This window comes from Jiella soli, assembly GCF_020615385.1.
Lineage (GTDB): Bacteria > Pseudomonadota > Alphaproteobacteria > Rhizobiales > Rhizobiaceae > VKMB-3413.
Window position 1 is genome coordinate 94,379 of sequence record NZ_JAJAVB010000022.1, and the last position, 22,465, is coordinate 116,843.

Annotated in this window: 18 protein-coding genes; 10 read left to right on the top strand and 8 right to left on the bottom strand. The window is 66.6% G+C overall.

Annotated elements, in window-relative coordinates:
• Positions 1 to 118: 118 nt before the first annotated feature.
• A complete protein-coding gene (locus LH400_RS12005; protein ID WP_229152934.1) occupies positions 119 to 1,087 on the top strand; it encodes a PfkB family carbohydrate kinase in 969 nt (322 codons plus the stop codon).
• A gap of 1 nt (position 1,088) precedes the next feature.
• Positions 1,089 to 2,003, top strand: coding sequence for a pseudouridine-5'-phosphate glycosidase (locus LH400_RS12010; protein WP_229152935.1), 915 nt, complete (start codon positions 1,089 to 1,091; stop codon positions 2,001 to 2,003).
• 138 nt (positions 2,004 to 2,141) lie between these two features.
• Here LH400_RS12010 and cckA read toward each other — a convergent pair whose 3' ends face one another.
• The gene (gene cckA / locus LH400_RS12015; protein ID WP_229152936.1) at positions 2,142 to 4,679 is read right to left on the bottom strand and encodes a cell cycle histidine kinase CckA; all 2,538 of its coding nucleotides are present in this window, start codon (positions 4,677 to 4,679) and stop codon (positions 2,142 to 2,144) included.
• 267 nt (positions 4,680 to 4,946) lie between these two features.
• Here cckA and LH400_RS12020 point away from each other — a divergent pair, with 267 nt between their 5' ends.
• Entirely contained in the window at positions 4,947 to 7,079 is a 2,133-nt protein-coding gene (locus tag LH400_RS12020; RefSeq protein ID WP_229152937.1) for a flagellar biosynthetic protein FliO, read from the top strand.
• 449 nt (positions 7,080 to 7,528) lie between these two features.
• On the opposite strand, the gene dksA is transcribed toward LH400_RS12020, so the two are convergent.
• Positions 7,529 to 7,948: an RNA polymerase-binding protein DksA gene (gene dksA / locus LH400_RS12025; protein ID WP_229152938.1), complete on the bottom strand. Its 420-nt coding sequence runs from the start codon at positions 7,946 to 7,948 to the stop codon at positions 7,529 to 7,531.
• Between the two features lie 475 nt (positions 7,949 to 8,423).
• Between dksA and LH400_RS12030 the strand changes: the two genes are divergently transcribed.
• Positions 8,424 to 9,476 carry a M42 family metallopeptidase gene (locus tag LH400_RS12030; RefSeq protein WP_229152940.1) on the top strand — a complete coding sequence of 351 codons (1,053 nt, stop codon included), beginning with the start codon at positions 8,424 to 8,426 and terminating at the stop codon, positions 9,474 to 9,476.
• Positions 9,477 to 9,539: 63 nt separating this feature from the next.
• Here the strand turns inward: LH400_RS12030 and LH400_RS12035 are convergent, their stop codons facing one another.
• Positions 9,540 to 10,610 carry a YeiH family protein gene (locus tag LH400_RS12035; protein ID WP_229152942.1) on the bottom strand — a complete coding sequence of 357 codons (1,071 nt, stop codon included), beginning with the start codon at positions 10,608 to 10,610 and terminating at the stop codon, positions 9,540 to 9,542.
• Positions 10,611 to 10,758: 148 nt separating this feature from the next.
• On the opposite strand from LH400_RS12035, the gene LH400_RS12040 reads away from it, so the two are divergent.
• Positions 10,759 to 11,655 (top strand): LysR family transcriptional regulator, encoded by an 897-nt coding sequence (locus LH400_RS12040; protein ID WP_229152943.1) that lies wholly within the window; start codon positions 10,759 to 10,761, stop codon positions 11,653 to 11,655.
• Positions 11,656 to 11,721: 66 nt separating this feature from the next.
• Here the strand turns inward: LH400_RS12040 and LH400_RS12045 are convergent, their stop codons facing one another.
• The gene (locus LH400_RS12045; protein ID WP_229152944.1) at positions 11,722 to 12,429 is read right to left on the bottom strand and encodes a GntR family transcriptional regulator; all 708 of its coding nucleotides are present in this window, start codon (positions 12,427 to 12,429) and stop codon (positions 11,722 to 11,724) included.
• A gap of 201 nt (positions 12,430 to 12,630) precedes the next feature.
• Here LH400_RS12045 and LH400_RS12050 point away from each other — a divergent pair, with 201 nt between their 5' ends.
• From LH400_RS12050 to LH400_RS12070, 5 genes are all read left to right on the top strand, one after another.
• Positions 12,631 to 13,587 carry a Bug family tripartite tricarboxylate transporter substrate binding protein gene (locus LH400_RS12050; protein ID WP_229152945.1) on the top strand — a complete coding sequence of 319 codons (957 nt, stop codon included), beginning with the start codon at positions 12,631 to 12,633 and terminating at the stop codon, positions 13,585 to 13,587.
• An 82-nt stretch (positions 13,588 to 13,669) separates the two neighbouring features.
• Positions 13,670 to 15,214 carry a tripartite tricarboxylate transporter permease gene (locus LH400_RS12055; RefSeq protein ID WP_229152946.1) on the top strand — a complete coding sequence of 515 codons (1,545 nt, stop codon included), beginning with the start codon at positions 13,670 to 13,672 and terminating at the stop codon, positions 15,212 to 15,214.
• Positions 15,198 to 15,704 (top strand): tripartite tricarboxylate transporter TctB family protein, encoded by a 507-nt coding sequence (locus tag LH400_RS12060; protein ID WP_229152947.1) that lies wholly within the window; start codon positions 15,198 to 15,200, stop codon positions 15,702 to 15,704. Before LH400_RS12055 ends, LH400_RS12060 begins: the two co-directional genes overlap by 17 nt.
• A 50-nt stretch (positions 15,705 to 15,754) precedes the next feature.
• On the top strand, positions 15,755 to 16,828 hold the full coding sequence (locus LH400_RS12065) for a tartrate dehydrogenase (RefSeq protein ID WP_255617150.1): 1,074 nt from the start codon (positions 15,755 to 15,757) through the stop codon (positions 16,826 to 16,828).
• A 265-nt stretch (positions 16,829 to 17,093) separates the two neighbouring features.
• On the top strand, positions 17,094 to 18,263 hold the full coding sequence (locus tag LH400_RS12070) for a mandelate racemase/muconate lactonizing enzyme family protein (RefSeq protein WP_229152949.1): 1,170 nt from the start codon (positions 17,094 to 17,096) through the stop codon (positions 18,261 to 18,263).
• A gap of 86 nt (positions 18,264 to 18,349) precedes the next feature.
• On the opposite strand, the gene LH400_RS12075 is transcribed toward LH400_RS12070, so the two are convergent.
• The 4 genes from LH400_RS12075 to LH400_RS12090 form a co-directional block, all read right to left on the bottom strand.
• A complete protein-coding gene (locus LH400_RS12075) occupies positions 18,350 to 18,952 on the bottom strand; it encodes a 2'-5' RNA ligase family protein (protein ID WP_229152951.1) in 603 nt (200 codons plus the stop codon).
• An 81-nt stretch (positions 18,953 to 19,033) separates the two neighbouring features.
• A complete protein-coding gene (locus LH400_RS12080) occupies positions 19,034 to 20,029 on the bottom strand; it encodes an Ldh family oxidoreductase (protein ID WP_370638378.1) in 996 nt (331 codons plus the stop codon).
• Positions 20,026 to 20,958 (bottom strand): hydroxyacid dehydrogenase, encoded by a 933-nt coding sequence (locus LH400_RS12085; protein WP_229152952.1) that lies wholly within the window; start codon positions 20,956 to 20,958, stop codon positions 20,026 to 20,028. The genes LH400_RS12080 and LH400_RS12085 overlap by 4 nt, the downstream gene beginning before the upstream one ends.
• A gap of 328 nt (positions 20,959 to 21,286) precedes the next feature.
• A complete protein-coding gene (locus LH400_RS12090; RefSeq protein ID WP_229152953.1) occupies positions 21,287 to 22,465 on the bottom strand; it encodes a UxaA family hydrolase in 1,179 nt (392 codons plus the stop codon).

Below are 22,465 nucleotides of genomic sequence, written 5' to 3' on the forward strand. Positions count from 1 at the left end.
CCAATCGGTTTGTTCTTGTACCGCATTTGTTCTCGCCCTACAAGGCGATATTCCTGTTCTGTTCTCAATCAGACGGGAAGCCGAATCGCCGGGACGGATTCGCATCCGCTAAGATTTTATGAATCGCTCCGAGCCTGAAGCCGGCGCCCCGCATATCTTCGTGGCCGGGGCCGCGCACATCGATCGCCGCGCCAAGGCGGACGCGCCCTACCGTCCGGCCGCGTCCAATCCCGGCCGGCTCGTCGACGCTCCGGGCGGCGCCGCCTTCAATGCCGCTATCGCCTTGAAGGCGACTGGCGCGCATGTGACGTTTCATGGCGCACGCGGCGGCGATGCCGACGGCAAGCGGGTCGAAAAGGCGATCGCCTCCGCCGGACTGGACGATGCCAGCGTCACCTGGCTCGACCGCCCGACGCCAAGCTATACGGCGATTCTCGACGATCACGGCGAACTCATCGCCGGCATCGCCGACATGGCGCTTTACGATCTCGTCGGCCCACGCCTGTTCTCTCGCCGCCACGTGCGCGCATCGATCGCGGCCGCGGATGCTTTTCTCCTCGACGCCAATTTGTCGCGCCTTGCGATCGAGAAACTGATGGAGAAGGCCGGGGACCGCCCGGTCCTGGCGATCGGGGTCTCGCCTGCGAAGGTGCGCCGGCTTCTCGGCATATTGCCGTCGCTGACGGCGATCGTCCTGTCGCGTGCCGAAGCGGCGAGCCTTGCCGAGGCGACGCCATCCACCAACCTCGTCCTTCTCGCCGAACTCGTGGCGGAGCTCGGCGCGCGCTGCGCCGTGGTCACCGACGGCCCACACGAAGCAGCGATCGTCGAAGGCGAGCGAATCGTGCTGCAGCGGCCGCCGATCGTCCGCCCGCGCGACGTGACCGGAGCCGGCGACACGCTTTCGGCGGTTGCGCTGGCCGGATTGTGCGGGGGTCTCGGCTGGATCGCGGCCGTCCGCCGTGGCCTCGTCGCCGCCTCGCTGCGCATCAGCCTGGAACACTTCCCGCCCGCCGATCTCGTCGCGCAGATCGACCGCGGGATCGAGGCTCTGGCCGAACCGGTCGAGCCAGAGAGGAGCATCTGACATGACCAAGAGCCTGAACCTCGCACTTTCTGCAGAGGTCGGCCAGGCGCTGGCCGGCGGCCGCCCGGTGGTTGCGCTGGAATCGACCATCGTTACCCATGGCATGCCTCATCCGGAAAACCTTGCGACGGCGCGCCGCGTCGAGGCGGTCGTGCGCGAGCACGGCGCGGTGCCGGCGACGATCGCTGTCGTCAACGGGGAGGTCCGGGTCGGCCTCGATGCGGCGACGCTCGAAGAGCTGGCTGTCGCTGGCGACGTCATGAAGCTGTCGCGAGCCGATCTCGCCTTTGCCGTCGCCTCCGGCAGGACGGGCTCCACGACGGTTGCCGCCACCATGATCGTCGCCGCGCTGGCCGGCATCCGCGTCTTCGCCACCGGCGGGATCGGCGGCGTCCACCGCGGCGCCGAGACGAGCTTCGACATCTCCGCCGATCTGGAGGAGTTGGCGCGGACACCGGTCGCGGTCGTCTGCGCCGGAGCGAAGGCGATCCTCGACATCGGCAAGACGCTGGAATTCCTGGAAACGAAGGGCGTGCCCGTCGTGGGCTTTCGAACCGACGGCTTTCCCGCCTTCTGGTCGCGGCATTCCGGGCTGCCGGCGCCGCTGCGGCTTGACGAGGCGTCCGATATCGCCGCGTTCCAGGCCGCGCGGGACGGGCTAGCGCTCGGCGGCGGCATGCTCGTCGCCAATCCGGTTCCCGAGGCCGCGGCCCTCGCCCGGGATCTCGTCGAGACGTGGATCGCACAGGCCGTCGCCGAGGCGGATGCCGGCGGCATCACCGGCAAGGCGGTGACGCCTTTCCTCCTGAAGCGGATCGTCGAACTCAGCGGCGGGCGCTCGCTGACGACGAACATCGCCCTGATCGAGGCAAATGCCGCGCTTGCCGCCGACATCGCCGTCGCGATGGCCGGCTGACTCCCGCCACGAAGCTGGGATCACCTGAGCCGCAGAGCGACCGGGTGAGGAATCGTCCGCACTCTCGGCGATCGTCTCCGCATGCCGGCCGCCCGACCGAACGACGCGCCGCCATCCATCGGTGCGTGCCGGGACCGGTCAGTCGTCGAGCGCGGTCTTCACGGCCACGGCAAGGTCGCGCAGCGAAAAGGGCTTTGCCAGGAAGCCGAATTTCTCGCCCTCGGGCAGGTTCTTGGCGAAGGCGTCCTCGGCATAGCCGGAGACGAAGATGAACTTCAGATCCGGCCGGGTCTTGCGCATCTCCTTCAGAAGCGTCGGTCCGTCCATCTCGGGCATCACCACGTCGGAGACGACGAGGTCGATCTGGCCGTCCACCTCCTCCAGGATCTCCATCGCCTCCTGGCCCGAGGCTGCCTCGTGGACGTCGTAGCCGCGCATCTTCAGCGCCCGCACATTGCCGGCGCGCACATGGTCCTCGTCCTCGACGAGGAGGATGGAGGCCGTGCCGGACAGGTCCATCTTGGCGCTAACCGCCGCGGCGCTGGTGTCGCCGCCCGATGCGCTGATCTGGGTCGGCACGTGGCGCGGCAGGAAGATGCGGAAGGTCGTGCCCTTGCCGAGCGTGGAGTCGACGAAGATGAAGCCGCCCGACTGCTTGACGATGCCATAGACCATGGACAGGCCGAGGCCGGTGCCCTTGCCGATCTCCTTGGTGGTGAAGAACGGCTCGAAGATCCGCTCGGCGACGTCCGAGGGCATGCCAGTGCCGGTATCGGCCACCTCGACGAGGACATAGTCTCCCTCGGTCAACTCGGCATAGCCGAAGCCGAGGGCCTCGTCCGCCGGCACGTTGCGGGTCGAGATCGTGATCTTGCCGCCGTCGGGCATAGCGTCCCGCGCGTTCTGGACGAGATTGGTGATCACCTGTTCGAACTGGCCGATATCGGCCATCACCGGCCACAGATCGCGCGCATGCTGCCGCTCCAGCGTCGCGTGGTCGCCGCTCACCCGCTTCAGGAGGAGATGCATATCCGCGACGACGTCGGTGAGGTTCAGCATCTTCGGCCGCATGGTCTGGCGGCGCGAATAGGCGAGGAGCTGACGCACCAGCGAGGCGGCGCGGTTGGCGCTCTGCTTGATCAGGAGGAGGTCCTGGAAGGAGGGGTCGCCCGTGCGGTGGTTGAGGAGCAGGAAGTCGACCGAGGCGGTGATGATCGTCAGGACGTTGTTGAAGTCGTGCGCGATGCCGCCGGCGAGGTTGCCGATCGCCTGCATCCTCTGGCTCTTGGCGAACTGTTCCTCGAGAACCCGCTGTTCGGTGATGTCGACGCCGTAGAGGATCGCGGATTCGTCGGCTTCGGGCCCGACGCGCGGCACTGCGCTGACATAGATCCGCACCGAGCGTGGCTTGTCGCCCTCGATCTCCGCGTCGACCGGCAGGATACCCGCCTTCCCGGCGGCGGCGGCGCGCACGGCGGTGCGCAGCGATTCGCGCCCGTTCTCGCGGATCCCGGTCTCGACCGCCGCCTCGCCATTGGCTGCGCCGGAGCCGAACAGCTGCCGGAAGGCGGCATTGGAGCGGACGACGCGGCCCGTCTCGTCGAGCGCCGCGATCGCCATGGGGGAGGAGTTGAAGAAGCGAGTGAAGCGCGCTTCGGCGACTTCCACCGGCGTTGCGGCCTCGCTTTCGCCGCTGCGATTGAGGACGAGCGTGCGAACCGTGCCCGGCGCGGCGACGTCGTCCGGCACGGGCTTGCGCAGGAGCCGCACCGGGAGGCTGCGTCCGCTTGCGGTGATCAGGTCGAGATCGACGACGCTCATGGCGTCGGTGTCAGCGCCTCCCGTGTCGGTCCGCAGCAGCGGGCGCGAGGCCTGCGAGACGAATTCCATGATCGAGCGGGCGAAGGGCCGGAACTCGCCGAGATCGAGACCGAGCCAGTCGGCCAGCGTGGCATTGATATAGGCGATGCGATGATTGGCGTCGGAGGCGAAGAAGCCGGCCGGCGCCTTGTCGAGATAGTCGATCGCGTGCTGCAGGTCCTGGAATGAGCTTTCCTCATGCTTGCGATCGGCGGTGATGTCGAGGACCTGCCAGGCCTGCATCGCCTCGCCCGCGGTCGGCAGCGGCCGAACGGAGATCCGGTACCAGCGCGGCGCGGAGTCCGGCCCGGCGGGTCCCGAGAGGCTTCGGGCCAGCCGGAACTCGCGTTGGCCCGCCCGGCTCTCGCGCGCCAGATTGGCGAGATAGTAGATCGCCTCGCGCGCTTCCGGCTCGCGGCCGAGCAGCCGCTCCAGCGTCTTGACCTCTGAGGCGTTGCCCGCGCCGGTGATATCGCCATAGGCGCGGTTGGCGTAGACCATCTGGCCGCGGCGGTCGATGATCATCGTGCCGGTACGCGCGGTGTCCAGGAAGTCGCGGGCGATCGACCCGTCGGGCGAGGCGCCGCCGAGGCGCACCACGCCGAGCGCCGCGCCGAAGATCGCGGCGATGCCGACGGCCGCGAGGCAGCCGAAGATCACCAGCAGCGCGATGCCTCCATAGGTGTGGCCGAAGAAGGCCAGCGCCGCCGCCAGCAGAATGAGGGCGCCGCCGAGCATCAGGAGCCGGCGCACGCCGGAGGCCGCCGTCGCCCGGTCGATCAAAGGCTTCTCGACCGATCCCGCCGCTCCGTTCATTCCGACTCGCCCTTTTGCTCGCAATTGCTTCCCCCGCGATTGTGAATCAAAACGAGATTCGAGGCGAGACCGCAATTGTACGCTTTTACACGGAAAGATTCAGCCAAACGGTTGACGAAGCTTCGCTCCGGTCTTTCGCTCGGCGGACGAAACGCACTATGAATTGTCCCACGGAGCTTGCGACAGCCGACGTTGCAGAGTTTTCGATCGAACGCCGTCCCGCGGGATGAAGGGCGCCGTCGTCCGAGAGTAGGAGTGCTAGGCCGCATGCCACAGTGGATCATCGATCTCTTCGGGGAAGGCGTCGCGCAGATCGTATGGGTGGCTATCGTGGCCGCGATCGTCTGCATCCTGGCCATGGCGGTGATCGTGATCGCCAAGAAGGCCTTCGGCGGATCGGCGGCCTTCAGCAGCCGCAACCGGACGCCGCGGCTCGCTGTGATGGACGTCGCCCGCATCGACGAAAAGCGCCGGCTCGTCCTCGTGCGGCGCGACGAGATGGAGCATCTGGTGATGGTGGGCGGCCAGACCGACATCGTTGTCGAGAGCAATATCCTGCGCGTTCCCGCTGCGGCCCATGCGCGCAACCACGACCGGACGCGAGAGCACGACTGGGCGCGAGAGCCCTCCGTCGCCGCCCCGCCCGAGCCGGAAGAGCGGGTCGCGCCGGCCTCGATCACACCGTTTCCGGAGCCTCAGTCCCGCCCGGTTCCGGCTGAAAGGCGGCAGGAACCCGCGGCCGAGCACTCGGCACCGGCAGCACGCTTGCAGGAAGCGCCGAAGCCGGAGGCCCGCGCGCCGATTGCCAGCCCGCCGGGCCGGCCAGCTGGCAACGCGCAACCAAGGTCCGACCGTTCGGCTGCCGAGGCCGGCGAGATCGTCCGCAAATTCGTCTCCCGCATGCCGATCGGATCCGGCAACGCCCGGTCCTCCGCCGAGCGGGCGGATGCGGAACGTCGCGAGCCGGCTCATCCGCCCGAGCCTCCGCGCCTGCCCGAGGCGCCGATCCAGCCGCGATCGCGCGCGACGCCGACACTGCCGCCGCAGCGGCGCGAGCAGGAAGAGACGATCCAAGCGCCGGCCCGTGCCGAGGAACAGGAGCCGGCGCGTTCTTCTGCGAACGGACTTCCGGCCGATGCCGAACGCATCGAGCCGGAACTGCCGATGCCGCCCTTGTCCGCCGCCCCGAGCGCGGCCCCTGTCGCCGAGGACCAGCCGGCGGAGCGCGCGCAGCTTCGCGACGCGATGAACCGGGCGCAGAACGCGGAGAACGCGCGCGTCCAGGACGCGACGGTGACGGCCGCAGCGCTCGACCGCCCGAACGAGCCGGCTCCCGCGCGCAAGCCGCTTTCCGTCAAAAGCTTCGCGATGGCGATTCAGAACCGCACCGCGCCGCAAGAAATGCCGCAGCCGCCCAGGGGCGTGCCGACTTCACGTCAGTTCGCGGGTGCGGGTGCGCAAGGCGGCGAGACGGTGCCCGAGACGAAGCCGCGGCCGGCCGCGGTGGTCCGAAATCCGTACGCTTCCCCCCTCGCCTCGCCCCTGGCGCGTGCAGCCGCTCCGGCGGCCCCGGCGGCTGCGGCTGCGGCTGCGGCTGCGGCGGATGCCGAACCCAGTCTGGAAGACTTTCTGTCGGCCGAACTCGACTCCGACTTCGGCAACGACAAATATTTCTCCGAGCAGGCGACCAGAGAACCGCCGGTGACCGAAAGGCCGACGCTGAGCGATCGCGAGCCTGAAAGCGCGCCCGACGCACCGGACCGGGACGCTTCCTCCGCCGAGGCCCCGGCGTCTCCGGCCTCCCCGGACGAACCAGCCGCGCAAGCCGATGACCCGTCCGCCCCGCCCGCCGAGCAGCCGAGGGCGGCGGTGCAGGATCCGATCTTCAAGCGCGGCGGTCAGCTGACGGGGTCGGTGGAGATGGCGGCACCGGCGGCCGTTCCAGAACCGGAGCAGCCGCAGCTGGAAGCTGGGCGGGCCGACGAACCGGCCGCGGACGAAGCACAACGCAAAAGCGAATCAGCTCATTCGGACTGGTCATCCGAATCCGCCCCCGTCGCCGAGACCGCGCCCTTGGCGGATGAAGAGGCCGCAGCGGCGGCACCGGAAGAGGCCGCCGAGAGAGCAGGCGACGCAGCGCCCACCGGCTCGCCTTCGCAGGAGGGAAGTGCGCCGCAGGCGGATGCCGCGCTGGTGGAGCCCGAAACCCAGGCAGCGGCGAAGGAGGATGCATCCGCCGAGCCGGTCGAGGTGAAGAGCGAAACCGCCCCCGCTCCGACGCCGACGCCCAGCGCCTCAGAGCGCAAGCCGGATTCGCGCAGACTGACGCTCGAAGAGGAGATGGAGCGGTTGCTCGGCGATCTCAGCTTCGCCACCTCGTCCGAACGCCAGCGGCGCTGACGCCGCTGCGACGAGCCTTGGAGGTGTGAGGTCAGGAACAAGCGGCGTTTCAGGCAGAACAGGCGCTTCTGCCGGTCTGCCATATGGGCGGACGCGCATTACCTGAGATGAATCGCAATCGGAGCGGTAAATCGAGATGATGTCGACAGGCGGCCGGATCAGGCCGGACGAGAAGTCGGATCGGTTCGGCGAAACCGTCCTTCGGAGGCAACTCCGCATCGAAACGCTCGGCGATGCGGCACCGATGCCACTCCATGCCGGGCGGCCTTCATGTCGGTGCCGAGGACGTAACCCGGACGTTTTCAGAATTGCAGCCCGGCGCGGATCCCTCCGCGCTGCGCCAGCCCGTCGAGCAGACGCTTTGCGCATGTTGAGAAGGGCCAAGCGTCCGGCCCTTCCCGAGGCCACCCTGCGCACGACGCCGGGGCGACCGCCGGGCGACCCGGCTCTTATTCGTCGCGGTAGACCTTCTCGCGGCGCTCGTGGCGCTCCTGCGCTTCCAGGGAAAGGGTCGCGATCGGGCGCGCGTCGAGGCGCTTAAGGCTGATCGGCTCGCCGGTCTCCTCGCAAAAACCGTAGGTCCCGTCATCGATTCGCTCCAGCGCGGCGTCGATCTTGGAGATCAGCTTGCGCTGCCGGTCCCGAGCCCGCAGTTCGATGGAACGATCCGTTTCCGACGATGCGCGGTCTGCAATGTCGGCGAGATTGCTGTTGTTGTCGCTGGCGAGAGCCGCCAGGGTCTCGCGCGATTCCCGCAGGATCTCGGCCTTCCAGGCGAGCAGCTTCTTCCGGAAATATTCCTTCTGACGGTCGTTCATGAAAGGACCGTCTTCCGAGAGGGTCAGATCGATATTGAGTGTCTCGCTCATCATGCGCCTCCATTCCCGCCCCGGGGCTTATAGCGACGGTTCGGAAGCCAAACAAGTTACGTTCGCTTTGACTACCGAACGGCTAACCCGAATCTAAATCCCGGTTTTGACTTATTTTTTCGGCGCCCTTCTGATCAGCGAGCGTGACAGGTGAATGACGCCGCCAGCTTCGCGCAGGCTTGCCGGCCGGTTTCTGGCGTATTTCTTGCTTCCACCGGCCGAAAGCGGCGTCGAAACTCTGCGGACCGATCGCGGCGGGATCCTCCCGTGCGGATGGGCCAGCCGGATGCCTTGAGCTCTTTCTCATATCGCTCGATGAAGACCAACCGGCTGCCGCGCGATTGCGGCTCTCACGCCGCCCGGTTTCGCTAGCAGCGACCGGTATTTTGCGCCGCCCTGCCTTCGCGAAGGTATGAACTCCTCCCGCCCAGGAGACGTTGGCGACATACCCGTCATCCGATCGACAGGAGACAACATGCAAAGCCTCGCCGAACCCGACCGGGCGTTGCTGAAGGAATTGCTCCTCGCCCGCGGCCCATCCGGAGATGAAAAGGAGGTCCGCGCCGTCTGCCAGAAGGCGCTCGAACCTCTGGTGGACGAATCCTGGTCCGATGCCGCAGGCAATCTCGTCGGGCTGGTGCGGGCCGAAAACGCCACCCGTCCGCCGATCATGGCTGTCGCCCACATGGACGAGATCGCGATGATCGTGAAGCGGCTCCTGCCCGACGGCCGGCTGCGCGTCACCAATCTCGGCGGCGACCGCCCGATGTCCTTCGGCCAGTGCGCCGTCGACATCCTCGCAGACGACGAGCACCTGACCGGCGTCCTGTCGCTCGGCTCGCTGCATCGCACGAACGACAGTCCGGAAATGGCGGAGATCCGTCGGAGCGGCGTCGACTGGGAGGTGGTCTCGGTCATCACCGGCCGCTCGCGGGAGGCTCTGGAAAAAGCCGGCGTCCATCCCGGCACGCGGGTCGTCCTGTCCTGCGTGGAGCGCCAGCTGATCGACGTCGGCGATCTCCTCGGCGCGCACTTCATGGACGACCGGGCGCTGATCGTCGCCGGCGTCGTCTCGCTCCGCCAGCTACTGGAGCGGCGCGGCGAGATGACCCGCGACGTCTACTTCGTCTGCTCGACCAAGGAGGAGGTGACGAATGGCGGCGCCAAGTTCGCCGCGCGCACGCTGCCGGGCGACCAGATGATCGCGCTGGAAGTGGGACCCGTGGCGCACGAATACGACACGGTTCTCGATGAGCGCCCGATCCTTTCCTTTGGAGACCAGAAGGGGATCTACAGTCCGGAGCTCATCGACGACATCCGGGCAGCGGCCAAGGCAGAGGACGTGACGCCGCAGCTGGCTCTCCTGGAGGAGTTCGCATCGGATGCGAGCGCCACGATCTCCTCCGGCCTGAAACCGCAGACGGCGGTCCTGTGCATTCCGACGCAGAACACCCACGGCTTCGAACTCATCCACAAGGGGGCGATTCCGACCTATGCCCGGGTCCTGACCCGCGCGCTCCTGGGCTGACTGACAATGCCGAAACCCGGCCGCCTCATGCGACCGGGCTTCTTCACTGTCGTCTTTCAGGCTTCAGAGGCCGGCCATCAGGATCAGGCCGAGGCCAAGGCATGAGATGAAGAGCCAGGCGATCGCCCCCAGCGCCAGAGGGCGCAGGCCCTTGGCCTTGAGCTTGAAGACATTGGTCTCGAGCCCCATCGCTGCCAGAGCGGCAGACAGGAGGAAGGTCGTCGCCAGCACCAGCGCGCCGTGGATGTCCGCCGGGATCGTGACGAGGCTGTTGACGACGACGAGCGCCAGGAAACCGAAGACGAACCAGGGCACCGGGGGCTTGCCCGCCATCTCGCCCTCTTCGGCCGTCCTGCCCCGCGCGGCGAGGAAGCCGAGCGACAGGATCAGCGGGGCGAGCAGCGCGACACGGCTGAGCTTGGCGATGGTGCCGAACTGGCCGGCGGCGTCGCCGCCCTGGAAAGCCGCGGCGACGACCTGAGCCACTTCGTGAATGGTGGCGCCGGTCCACAGGCCGTAGGCGGTCGGATCGAGCATCAGACCGGTCTGGATCACGGGATAAAGTATCATCGAGAGCGAGCCGAAGACGGTGACGCAGGCGACGGCATAGGCGACGTCCTCGTCGGAGCCCCTGGTGACGAGGTTGGTGGCGATGACGGCCGAGGCGCCGCAGATCGACGTGCCGGCCGCGATCAGCTCGGCCAGGCGGCGATCGACGCCGAGCACGCGGCCCATCGCCTTGGTGAAGAAGAAGGTGGCGACGAGGGTCGCGACGATGATCGCGGCTCCCGTGCCGCCGACTTCGATGATCTGCGTGACCGTCAGCTGCAGGCCGAGCAGGATGATCGCGAAGCGCAGGATCCGCTTCAGCGAGAAGGTGATGCCGGGCTTGGCGATCGCCGGAGCGCCGACCGTGTTGCTGACCAGCATGCCGAAGACGATCGACAGGATCAGCGGGCTGAGCGAGGCGATGCCGATCTGCGCCCTCGCGAAGAAGGCGAGCGCGGCGAGGCCGAAGGTCAGGGCAAGGCCGGGCAGGACCGCGACCAGCGGGTTCAGGGAAGCGGCGTAGGAAACACCCTTGGCGGCAGCAACATCATCCTCTTTGCGCGCGGCATTGGCGGCAGAACTCATCGCGAAACCTTGTTCGATAGAAAATTCATGGCTTGACGATAGGACTGTGGCCCTGACCATTCCAACGGATTGTTCTTTTCAAAATGATCGATTTTCTTTATCGATCACCGGTCTGGTACGAGCGAAACCGTTCGGAGCGCGATCCGGGATGACCCTTGAACAATTGCGCATCTTCCTCGAAGTCGCCGAATTGCAGCACGTCACCCGCGCGGCGGAGCGGCTGAACCTCACCCAGTCGGCCGTCAGCGCATCGATCGCGGCACTCGAGGCCCGTCACCAGGTCAAGCTGTTCGACCGGGTCGGGCGCCGGATCGAACTCACCGAGGCCGGCCGGCTGTTCGTGCCGGAGGCGCGGGCGACGCTCGGCCGGGCCGAGGCGGCGGAGCTGGTCCTCGCCGATCTCAGCGGTCAGACCATCGGCGAGGTCCGCATCCACGCCAGCCAGACGGTCGCGAGCTATTGGCTTCCCCCGCGGCTCGTTCGGCTTCACGGGCTTTATCCCCGGATCGACATCTCGCTGACGGTCGGCAACACGGCGCAGGTCGCGCGTGCCGTCTCCGAGGGTTCGGCCGATCTCGGCGTCGTCGAGGGCGCGGTCCATCTCGCCGAACTGGAGAAATGGGTTGTGGGGCGCGACCGGCTGGTCCTCGTCGTCGGCAAGGACCATCCCTGGGCGAGGCGCGAGAGCGTCCCGCCCGCAGACTATGCCGGGTCCGACTGGGTCTTGCGCGAGATCGGCTCGGGAACGCGGGCCGAGTTCGAGGATCTTCTCGCCGGCCTGGGAATCGCCATGGCCGACCTGCCGGTGCTGCTGGAGTTCCCCTCGAACGAGGCGGTGCTCGCGGCGGTCGAGGCGGGTTCGATCGCGACGGTTCTCTCCGACCGCGCCGCGGTGCCGGCATTGTCGGCGGGGCGCGTGGTCACGGTCGGTCCGGCGGTGAGGGACCGTGAATTCGTGGCGCTGCGCAACCGGGGCCGCTATCACACCCGGGCCGCGACCGCCCTCCTCGACCTGCTGCGGGAAAGCGCCGCGGATTCGGTCTGACCGGGCATTCGCCCTGTCCCCGCCGATGCCGAACCGACGAGACGCGCCCTTCCCCGGGCTCGCTCCTCAGAGGTGTTTCATGTCGTAGCGCTTCAGGAGGTCGACGATGAGGTCGCGCGCCTTGATCTTGTGGTTCTGCGCCATCTGCCGCGCCTGCATTGCGTCCCCCACCTTCAGCGCATCGATGATCAGACGGTGCTCCTCGATCGAATGGACCGGCTTCGGCCTGAGGTTCAGCGTCAGCCGGCGCGCCCGGTAGGACTGGTCGATATTGACCTTGGCAATCTTGCGAAGCCGGCCATTGCCCGAACTCTCGACGAGGAAGGCGTGGAAGCGGGCGTCGAGATCCGCCCAGCCGGTGAGGTCGTCGCGATCGAGCGCGCCCGCGAGTTCGGCGTTCAGCGCCTCCATGGAAGTCACGATCTCGTCGCGCCGGGCCGAGCTCATCTCGGCGACGAGGATGGCGGCCATGCCCTCGACGGCGATGATGACGTCGTAGACTTCCTTCATATCGAACGGCGTCAGCGCGGAGATGACGACGCCGCGCTTCGGCTTCAACTGGACCATCCCCTCGCTTTCGAGGCGGATGATCGCCTGATGCACCGGGGTGCGGCTCATGCCGAGCCGCTGGGCCATTTCCAGTTCTGATCCTTGGAAGCCGGGCGGGAATATCCCGTCGCGGATCGCCTGCTTCATGGCGTCGTAGGCGGCCTCGACCAGGGAGGATTTGCGCTCGCCTCTTGCCTCGCCGAAGAGCGTGGCTGCTGTTGACATCGGTTTCCGCCCTTTTTTTCGCCACGCTACAGGCTCGGCCAGCTGTCAACAAGTCCAAGCATGCATGCAGCACTGCATGCATCTTCGAACGCATGATTGACATTGCGGATTTCGTCGTGACAGATGCTGCGACCTGAATTCTGCACTTCCGCTTGGAGGAGCGGGCGGAATTTCGGCAAGGAGCATTCAAGGGAGGAAACGATGAAGCTCGCCAAGACCCTCGCAGGCCTGATGCTGGCCGCGAGCTTTGTGGCCGGCCCCGCCGCCGCGCAGGACTATCCGTCGAAACCCGTCAACTACATCATTCCGTTCAACGCAGGCGGCGAGTCCGACATCGCCGCGCGCCTGCAGCAGCCGGTGTGGGAGAAGTTGACCGGCCAGTCGCTGGTGATCCAGTACATGGCCGGTGCCGGTGGCGCCCAGGCTTGGTCGCAGCTCAACGGCATGGAAGGCGACGGCTACACGATCATGGGGACCAACCTGCCCCATATCGTCCTGCAGCCGATGGCGCAGGACGTCGGCTACAAGACCGACGACATTTCCAACGTCTACTTCTTCCAGTACACGCCGGATGCGATCGTCGTTCCGAAGGACAGCCAGTTCAAGACGCTGCAGGACCTCATCGACTACGCCAAGCAGAATCCGGGCGTCGTCACCGTCTCCGGCTCCGGCACCAATTCGGCCAACGATGTCGCCCAGACGCGCTTCAACAACCTCGCAGGCGTCAACACGACCTACATCCCGTTCTCTGGCACCAGCCCGGCAACGGCCGCCGTTCTCGGCAGTCAGGTCATGGCCGGCTTCAGCTACACCACCGCGGCCATCGCCCAGGGCGACCAGATGCGGGTGCTTGCCGTCGCCGCCGACGAGCGCGTCCCGAGCTTCCCGGACGTGCCGACCTTCAAGGAGCTCGGCTACGACATGGTCGGCGGTGCCTATCGCGGCGTCGCCGTTCCCAAGTCGACGCCCGAGGACGTCAAGAAGCAGCTTTCCGACGTGCTCGACAAGATCAATCACGACGAAGGCTTCATCAAGAAGATGGAAGACGGCGGCTTCGTGGTGATCAACGTGCCCTACGACAAGGTGCCGGACTTCATGGCCAAGCGCCAGGAAGAGTATCAGGCGGTCGCCGAGAAGATGGGCATCGCCAAGAAGTAGGCTCTCGGAGCCACGACCGGCGGAAGCGCATGGCGTTTCCGCCTCTCATTTCCCGCATCCCGACACATTCGAGGCGATGTGAATGGACAAGCTCGTCTATCTCGCCGAGGCGCTGACGCCGCTCAACCTCGTCCTCGCCTTGGCGGGCGTCGCCGCGGGGATCGTGATCGGCGCCCTGCCCGGCCTGTCGGCGACCATGGCGGTCGCCGTTCTCGTGCCCTTCACCTTCACCATGGACCCGGCCTCCGGTCTGATCGTGCTCGGCGCGATCTATACTGGCGCCATCTATGGCGGCTCCTATTCGGCGATCCTCGTCAACACGCCCGGAACGCCGTCGGCGATTGCCACCACATTCGACGGCTTCCCAATGGCCAAGCGCGGCGACGGCGCGCTCGCCGTCACGCTGTCGACCATCGCCTCGGTCACCGGCGGCCTCGTCGGCGCTTTGATGCTGATGTTCCTCGCGCCGCCGCTCGCCCGCGTCGCGCTTGCCTTCGGGCCGCCGGAATATTTCTGGCTTGCGGTCTTCGGGCTGACGCTGATCTCGGCGCTGTCGGTCGGCAATCTCGTGAAGGGCCTGATCGGCGCCTGCTTCGGCCTGCTCCTGTCGATGGTCGGGGTCGCGGTAATCGGCGCCGACGTGCGCTTCACCTTCGGCAGCCACGCCCTTCTCGGCGGCATCGACATCGTCGCCGGGCTGATCGGCCTCTACTGCATTCCCGTCCTGATCGACCTCGTCGCCACCAAGGACCCGCATCTCCGGGTGGAAGGCGCCCAGACCGGATTCCGGCTGAAGGAAGCCTTCGGCATCGTGATGAAGGACAAGCTCAACCTCATCCGCTCCTCGATCATCGGCACGCTGGTCGGCATCCTGCCCGGCGCCGGCGGCTCGGTCGCCAGCCTCGTCTCCTATTCGGAGGCACGGCGCTCCTCAAAGCATCCCGAACGCTTCGGCACCGGCGAGCCGGCCGGCATCATCGCGACGGAATCGGCCAACAACGGCACGGTCGGCGGCGGCTTCATCCCGACGCTCGTCCTCGGCATTCCCGGCACGCCGCCCGACGCCGTCATCCTCGGCGCGCTTCTCGTCCAGGGCATCAAGATCGGGCCGGCCCTGTTCACGGCGCAGAGCCAGATCGTCTACACCTTCATCTTCGGCCTGATCATCGGCACCTTGATCATGCTGCCCGTCGGCCTCCTCGTCGGCCGCTACGCCTATAAGAGCATCATTGCCATTCCGAAGGCGGCGCTGGTCCCGACCATCGCCTTCATGACGGTGATCGGCTCCTTCGCGATCCACAACAACCTCAACGACAGCGCGGTCATGGTCGGCCTCGGCGTCATCGGCTGGCTGCTCAACCGCGCCGGCTTCGCGCCCTCGCCCATCGTGCTCGGCCTCGTCCTCGGCCAGATCGCCGAGCAGGGCTACGTCCAGAGCTATCTGATCGGCAACGCCCAGCAGAACGTCCTCGGCATGTTCTTCGGCCGGCCGATCTCGCTGGTCATCGTCCTCTTCGCCGCGCTGACCCTGTTCTACCCCTATGTCGCGAAGGCGATCGGCGCCGCGAGAGCCCGCAGATCCCGGACCGACATGATCGTGGAGAGCCGCGATGGCACGAAACACTGACGCATCCGCCGGCCGGCGCGGGCTCCACGACCCCGCCGGCACCGCCGTCGCGGTCCTGTTCATCGCACTCGGCGTCCTCCTGATCACCCAGACCGGGCGGATGACGCCGATGGGTTCGGTCTTTCCGATCACAATCTCGGTCGCGATGATCGTGCTGTCGGCGGTGCTCGTCCTGCGCAACGTCATCATCGGCTTCCGCGGAACCGAGGCCGCGAAGGAGGACGACGGCGCCGCCGAACGCGGTTCGATGGCGAGGCGGATCCTCTTCCTTGTCGTCATGGCCGCCTGGGTCGCGCTGATCCCTTTCCTCGGCTTCTTCGTCGCCAGCCTCCTCGCCTTCTTCGCGATCATGGCGATCGCCACCCATGAGCGGGTGACGATGCGCGAACTCGCCATCCTTACCGCCGTCGGCGTCGCGATCCTCCTCGCCTTCTATCTCCTGATGGCGAACGTCCTGCTGATCCCGATGCCGCGCGGCCTGTTCTTCTGAGGCGCTTTCGCGCCCGCCGCGCCGGCTTACCCCCTATGGAGACAATAATCATGCCCATTACCAACGCCCTGAAAATCGCGACCATCCCGGGCGACGGCATCGGCAAGGAGGTCGTGCCGGAAGGCATGCGGGTGCTCGAGGCGGTCGGGCGCAAGTTCGACATCGCCTTCCAGTTCGACGAGGTCGACTGGAGCTGCGAGACCTACAAGAAGACCGGCCGGATGATGCCCGAGGACGGGCTGGAGCGCTTCAAGAAGCACGACGCGGTCTTCCTCGGCGCCGTCGGCTGGCCGGACGTGCCGGACCACATCTCGCTCTGGGGCCTCCTGATCCCGATCCGCCGCAACTTCCATCAATACGTCAATCTGAGGCCCTGCCGGCTCTTGAAGGGCACGACCAGCCCGCTGGCGAACCGGGGGCCGGAGGACATCGACTTCTACGTCGTGCGCGAGAATGTGGAGGGCGAATATTCCGAGGCCGGCGGCCGGCTCTATCGCGGCATGGAAGACGAGATGGCCATCCAGGAGGCGATCTTCACGCGGCGCGGCGTCGACCGGATCCTGCGCTACGCCTTCGAACTCGCCCAGACGCGCGCAAAGAAGCATGTGACCTCGGCGACGAAGTCGAACGGCATCGTCCATACCATGCCGTTCTGGGACGAGCGCTTCAAGGCGATGAAGGCGGACTATCCGGACATTCGGACGGACCAGTACCACATCGACATCCTGTGCGCGCATTTCGTCCAGCATCCGGACTGGTTCGACGTCGTCGTCGGCTCCAACCTCTTCGGCGACATCCTCTCCGATCTCGGCCCCGCCGTCGCCGGCTCGATCGGCATCGCGCCGTCTGCGAACATCAATCCGGAGGGCGATTTCCCCTCGATGTTCGAGCCGGTCCACGGCTCGGCCCCGGACATCGCCGGACAGGGGATCGCCAATCCGATCGGCCAGATCTGGTCGGCTGCGATGATGCTCGACCATCTCGGACACCCCAAGGCCGCCCAGGCGGTGATCGAGGCGATCGAGACGGTGATCGCCGACCCCGCATCGCGGACCAGGGACATGGGCGGCAAGGCGAACACGGCCGAATGCGGCGAAGCGATCGCGAGCGTGATTGCGGGCTAGGACATGGCGTCTACTGCCCGGCCGTTGGTGCGAGGCACCCCCCTCTGCCCTGCCGGGCATCTCCCCCACAAGGGGGGAGATCAGCGGTTCGATGGGCTGCACCTCTCCTGAAACGCGATGCAGAAGCGGGACGGTTGCGAGAAGCCGAGGCGTTGCTGCCGGGATGATCTCCCCCCTTGTGGGGGAGATGGGCGGCAGCCCAGAGGGGGGTGCGCCAGGCGCGACCTTGAAGAAAAGTCGTCCGAAGGCACGAAGGATCAATCCAATGCGCATCACCGACATCCGCGAGAAGACCGTGTCGATCGCGAGCCCGATCGCCAACGCCTTCATCGACTTCTCCAAGATGACCTGCTCGGTGGTCGCCGTGGTCACCGATCAGGTCCACGACGGCAAGCCGGTCATCGGCTTCGGCTTCAACTCCAACGGCCGCTACGGCCAGGGCTCGCTGATGCGCGAGCGCTTCATTCCGCGGCTGATGGAGGCGGATCCGGACACGCTGGTCGACCGGGACAACGCCAATCTCGACCCGTTCGCCATCTGGCGGACCATGATGACCAACGAGAAGCCGGGCGGCCACGGCGAGCGGTCCGTCGCCGTCGGCACGATCGACATGGCGGTCTGGGACGCCGTCGCGAAGATCGCGGGAACGCCGCTCTACCGGCTCCTCGCCGACCGCTACCGGAACGGCGTCGTAGACGACAGCGTCTGGGTCTATGCCGCCGGCGGCTACTATCATCCGGGCAAGGAGATCGAGGGCCTCAAGGACGAGTTCAAATCCTATCTCGACCGCGGCTACACGGTCTGCAAGATGAAGATCGGCCTCGTGCCGCTCGCCGACGACCTGAAGCGGATCGAAGCGGCGCTGGACGTGGTCGGCGGCGGCCAGAACCTCTGCGTCGATGCCAACGGCCGGTTCGACCTTGAGACCGCGCTCGCCTATGCCAAGGCGCTCGAGCCGTATGATCTCTACTGGTACGAGGAGGCGGGCGACCCGCTCGACTATGCGCTCCAGGCCGAGCTCTCGCGGAACTATTCCGGCCGCATGGCGACCGGCGAGAACCTCTTCTCGATGCAGGACGCCCGCAATTTGATCCGCCATGGCGGCATGAACAGAGACCAGGACGTCGTGCAGTTCGACTGCGCCCTCTCCTACGGCCTTGTCGAATACATGCGGACTCTCGACATGATGGCCGAGAACGGCTGGTCGTCCCGCCGCGTCGTGCCGCATGGCGGCCACCAGATGTCGCTCAACATCGCCGCCGGGCTCCATCTCGGCGGCAATGAATCCTATCCGGACGTCTTCCAACCCTTCGGCGGCTTCGCCGACACGGTGGAAGTGAAGGACAGCCGTGTCGGCCTGCCGGACGTGCCGGGCGTCGGGTTCGAGGCAAAGTCGGCGCTGTACGCGCTGCTGAAGCGGGAGCTGGTGGATTAGGCCGAGGTTGATCGACTCAGCGCTCCGGCTGTCTGAAACAGAATACAATGAAAGTGTTTCAACTAGCGAATCCGAAGGGCGCCCATTCAATCAAGCCGCTGCCGCCTGATCGATCTTATAGGCGGCCATTCCAAAGCTTCAGCCTCATCGAAGGTAATTTCGATTGGCTCGATTGGCTCATTCGCAAGTGCTTCAGCTTCGGTTTGTCTGCTCCTCGGAATCGAAGCCGCCAAGGTACAATGTGGGAGCCATGTTCCTTCGCAATAGTGAGGATCGCAGCGATCGTCACCGACCATTGCCTGCACTTTTGCGTGGACTTCCAGCAGACGGGAATCTGGGCAAGGAGCCAGCCAAAGCACGGACACATCACCTTTGAATATCCGCATATGGTGGAATTTCAGAGAAAACGCCCGAACCCCATGAAACGCATGAAGGGCTTCTTCTAGACGCTTTTGATCGACGTCGTCATAGCGGACGAGGGTCAGATGAGGTGGATATCCTAACGTTGCGACGGATGGCTCAATTTCTAGCTCTGAAGCGCGCTCTACCGTTCGCCAAAAAGCAGGCGCCGCCTCGGATGATCGGATCGTGATTCCTCGCATGAAGAGATAGTTCGATATTTCATCACGATGATCAATCTGAAACAGACTTGGCAAATCTGTTTCAGATCCAGGGCCACCAGCCCGCAAATTGCGATCTTCCGAAGGAGCCGCCGATCGTGCCTCAGTTCCGGCAACTGATCCGATTGCCCCGCTCCCAGACTTCCGCGATCACACCGCCTGGATCGTCGCCATCACGTCGTCCTCGATCGCGATGCCCTCCGCCGCCGCCTGGCGGCGGCCCTCCTGGCCGCGGCGGCCGGGGATGCGGGTCTCGGGCTCGGAGGCGATCTCGGCGGCGAGCGCGCCGAAGCGCTGAAGGACGCCGTCGCCGCCCATCGCCTTGGGATCGATGACCATCAGGAACTGGCCGAGCGCCGGCGGGGGGCCCTTGTCGTCGAAGAGCGAGGAGGCCTCGTAGGCGTAGTTCGCCCCGGTCATGCCGGCCGCGAGCATTTCGACCATCAGCGCCAGTGCGGCGCCCTTGGCGTCGCCGGCGGGGACCATCGTCCCGGCGAGAGCGGCATCGGCGTCGGTGGTCGGATTGCCGTTCTTGTCGAGCGCCCAGCCCTCCGGGATCGCAGTGCCCTTCTGCTTGGCGGCCATCACCTTGCCGCGGGCGACCTTCGACAGCGACAGATCGATCACGATCGGATCTTCGCCCGGCAGCGGCGCGGCAAAGGCGATCGGATTGGTGCCGAAGAGCGGCTTGGTGCCGCCCCAGGCCGCCATCGCGCCCGGCGCATTCGCCATCATGATCGCGACGAGACCGGCCGAGGCGAAGCGCTCCACGGTCAACGCCAGGACGCCGGCGTGGTGGGAATTGCGGATCGCCGCCGCGGCAATGCCCGTCTCCGCGACCATCCGCGGCAGCTGCTCGACGGCGAGATCGAAGGCGGGAAAGGCGAAGCCGTTCTTCGCGTCGATCCTGAGAACGCCCGACCGGATCCGCTCCGACAGCGGGCTCGCCGTGCCGGCGACCTTGCCGACCTTGGCCTGCGCGCTGTAGGCGGCGACGCGCCTGAGGCCATGGCCGCCCTGCCCGCAGGCTTCCGCGGCGACGAGGGCGCGGGCGACCGAGGCCGCCTGCGCCTCGCCGACATTCGCGCGCTGCATGGCCTCGGCGACGAGGCCTTCCGCCTCGGCGATCGAAAGGGTCGTGGTCACTCGGGCTTCTCCAGATGCTTCAACACGTTCTCGGCGGTCACGCGGCTGACCCGGACGTTCGATTCCGCCGTCACGCCGGCGATATGCGGCGTCAGGATGAGGTTGGCGAGGCCCTCGAACTTCGCGCCGGCCTCCGCCGTCAGGGGTTCAGTCTCGAAGACGTCGAGTGCCGCGCCGCCGATCCGGCCGGCCCGCAGCGCCTCGGCGAGAGCCGCCTCGTCGACGACACCGCCGCGCGCCGTGTTGATCAGGATCGCCCCCTCCTTCATGGAGGCGATGGCGTCGGCGCCGATCATATGCCGGGTCTTGTCGGTCAGCGGCACATGCAGGCTGACGACGTCGGACGTCCTGATGAGGTCGGCAAGGTCGAGCCGTTCGCAGTCCGTCCAGGCCGCGTCGTCCTCCGGCAGGAACGGGTCGAAGGCGGCGATCGAGAAGCCTAAGACGCGGGCGCGTTTGGCCGCCTGCCGGGCGATCGCGCCATAGCCGACGAGGCCGAGGCGCTTGTCCATCGCCTCGCGGCCCATCAGCCGCTGGCGGGGCCACTCACCGGCCGCGACCTCGGCGGAGGCCGTGTAGGCGCCGCGCAGGAGCGTCAGCGCGGTCGACACGACATATTCGGCGACCGCAACATCGTTGGCGCCGGTGGCCGGATAAACAGCGACGTTCTTCTTGCGGCAGGCGTCGAGATCGATATTGTCGAGGCCGACGCCGAGCCGGCCGACGCAGCTGAGCGTCTCGGCGGCTTCGAGGAGCGCGGCCGTCACCTTGGTGCGGTTGCGCACGACCAGCGCCCGGGCAGCCCGCACCGCTTCGGCGAGATCGTCCGGCCGGTCGACGAGGCCCGGATCGTAGAGCGTGTCGTGCCGGGCACTGATCATGCCCACCGCGGCCTCGTCCATGAATTCGGAAATGACGACCTCGGGCATGGGTGGCTCCTGTCGGGTTTGCAGTCGGGACGGTTGCGCGGCGGCCGCCGCAGAATTGGATGATGTGAACGAGCGGAGACGCCGGCGCACGCGCGCCCCCTCTGTCCTGCCGGACATCTCCCCCACAAGGAGGGAGATCGATCTCGCGGAGACGCCTCGGCTAGCCATCTACGCTCGTGACCGCATGGACGTCGAACGACATGCGCCGCCGCTGAAGCTGTCGATCTCCCCCCTTGTGGGGGAGATGGGCGGCAGCCCAGAGGGGGGTGTGACGGGCGCAAGCTTATGGAGACGAAGCCGGCGCCTTTCGGACGCCGGCCGCCGCAGATCAAGCGCTGCGGTAGAGCTTGGTCATCACGAACTCGCGGTGGCCGAGGGCCTCCGCGGCGGTCATGCGGCCGTTCGCGGTGCGCATGATGTTGTCGATCAGCGCGTCGCCGGCCTGGTCGATGGTCATGTCGCGGCGCAGGATGCCGGTGACGTCGACGTCGATATGCTCCGACATCGTCCTAAGCGTGCGGGGATTGGCCGAGATCTTGATCACCGGGACGATCGGATTGCCGATGACATTGCCCTGGCCGGTCGGGAAGGTGTGGATCACATAGCCCGCCGCAGCCATCAGGGTCACGCACTCGGCCGCTGCCGAGGAGGTGTCCATGAAGTAGAGGCCCTTGCCCTTCTGGGGCGCCTCGGCCGGCTCCAGGATGTCGATGAACTGGCAGTCGCGGCCGATCTTCTCGAGATTGCCGAGCGCCTTTTCCTCGATCGTCGTCAGGCCGCCCTCGATATTGCCCTTGGTCGGCTGGGATTCGGAGAGATCGTTGGTCGCATGGGCGAAGATGACGTCGTCCTGATAGGCCTTCCACATCTTGTACCAGCGCTCGCCGACTTCCTCGTCGACGGCGCGGGTCTTGCAGATGTGCTCGGCGCCCGTGATCTCGGAGGTCTCGCCGAAGACGCCGTAGATGCCCTCCGGGATCAGCTTGTCATACATGTTGCCGACGGTCGGGCAGGAGCCGAGGCCGGTGGTCGTGTCGCTCTCGCCGCACTTGGTCGAGATCCACAACTCGGAGACGTCGCACTCGGTCTTCTGCTGCTCGGTCGCCCACTGGACGAAGTCCTTCGCCTTGCGCGAGACGTCCATGATCGTCTTCAGGTCGCCATTCTGCTCGATCGAGAAGGCGGCGACGGGCTTGCCGGTCTCGGCGATGCCGTCGGCGATCTTCTGCGTCCAGCCGGGCTCGATGCCGACGACGATGCAGGCGGCGACGTTGGGGTTCGCGCCGGTGCCGATCATGGTGCGGAAGTGAAGGTCGAGATCGGCGCCGAACTGCAGCCGGCCATAGGCATGCGGCAGCGCCATCGTCCCCTTGATGTTGTTGGCGACGGCCTCGCAGGCCGCGTTGGAGATGTCGTCGACGGGCAGGATGACGACGTGGTTGCGCACGCCGACGCGGCCGTTCTCGCGCCGGTAGCCCATGAATTTGCGATTGGTGTTGATCGGCAT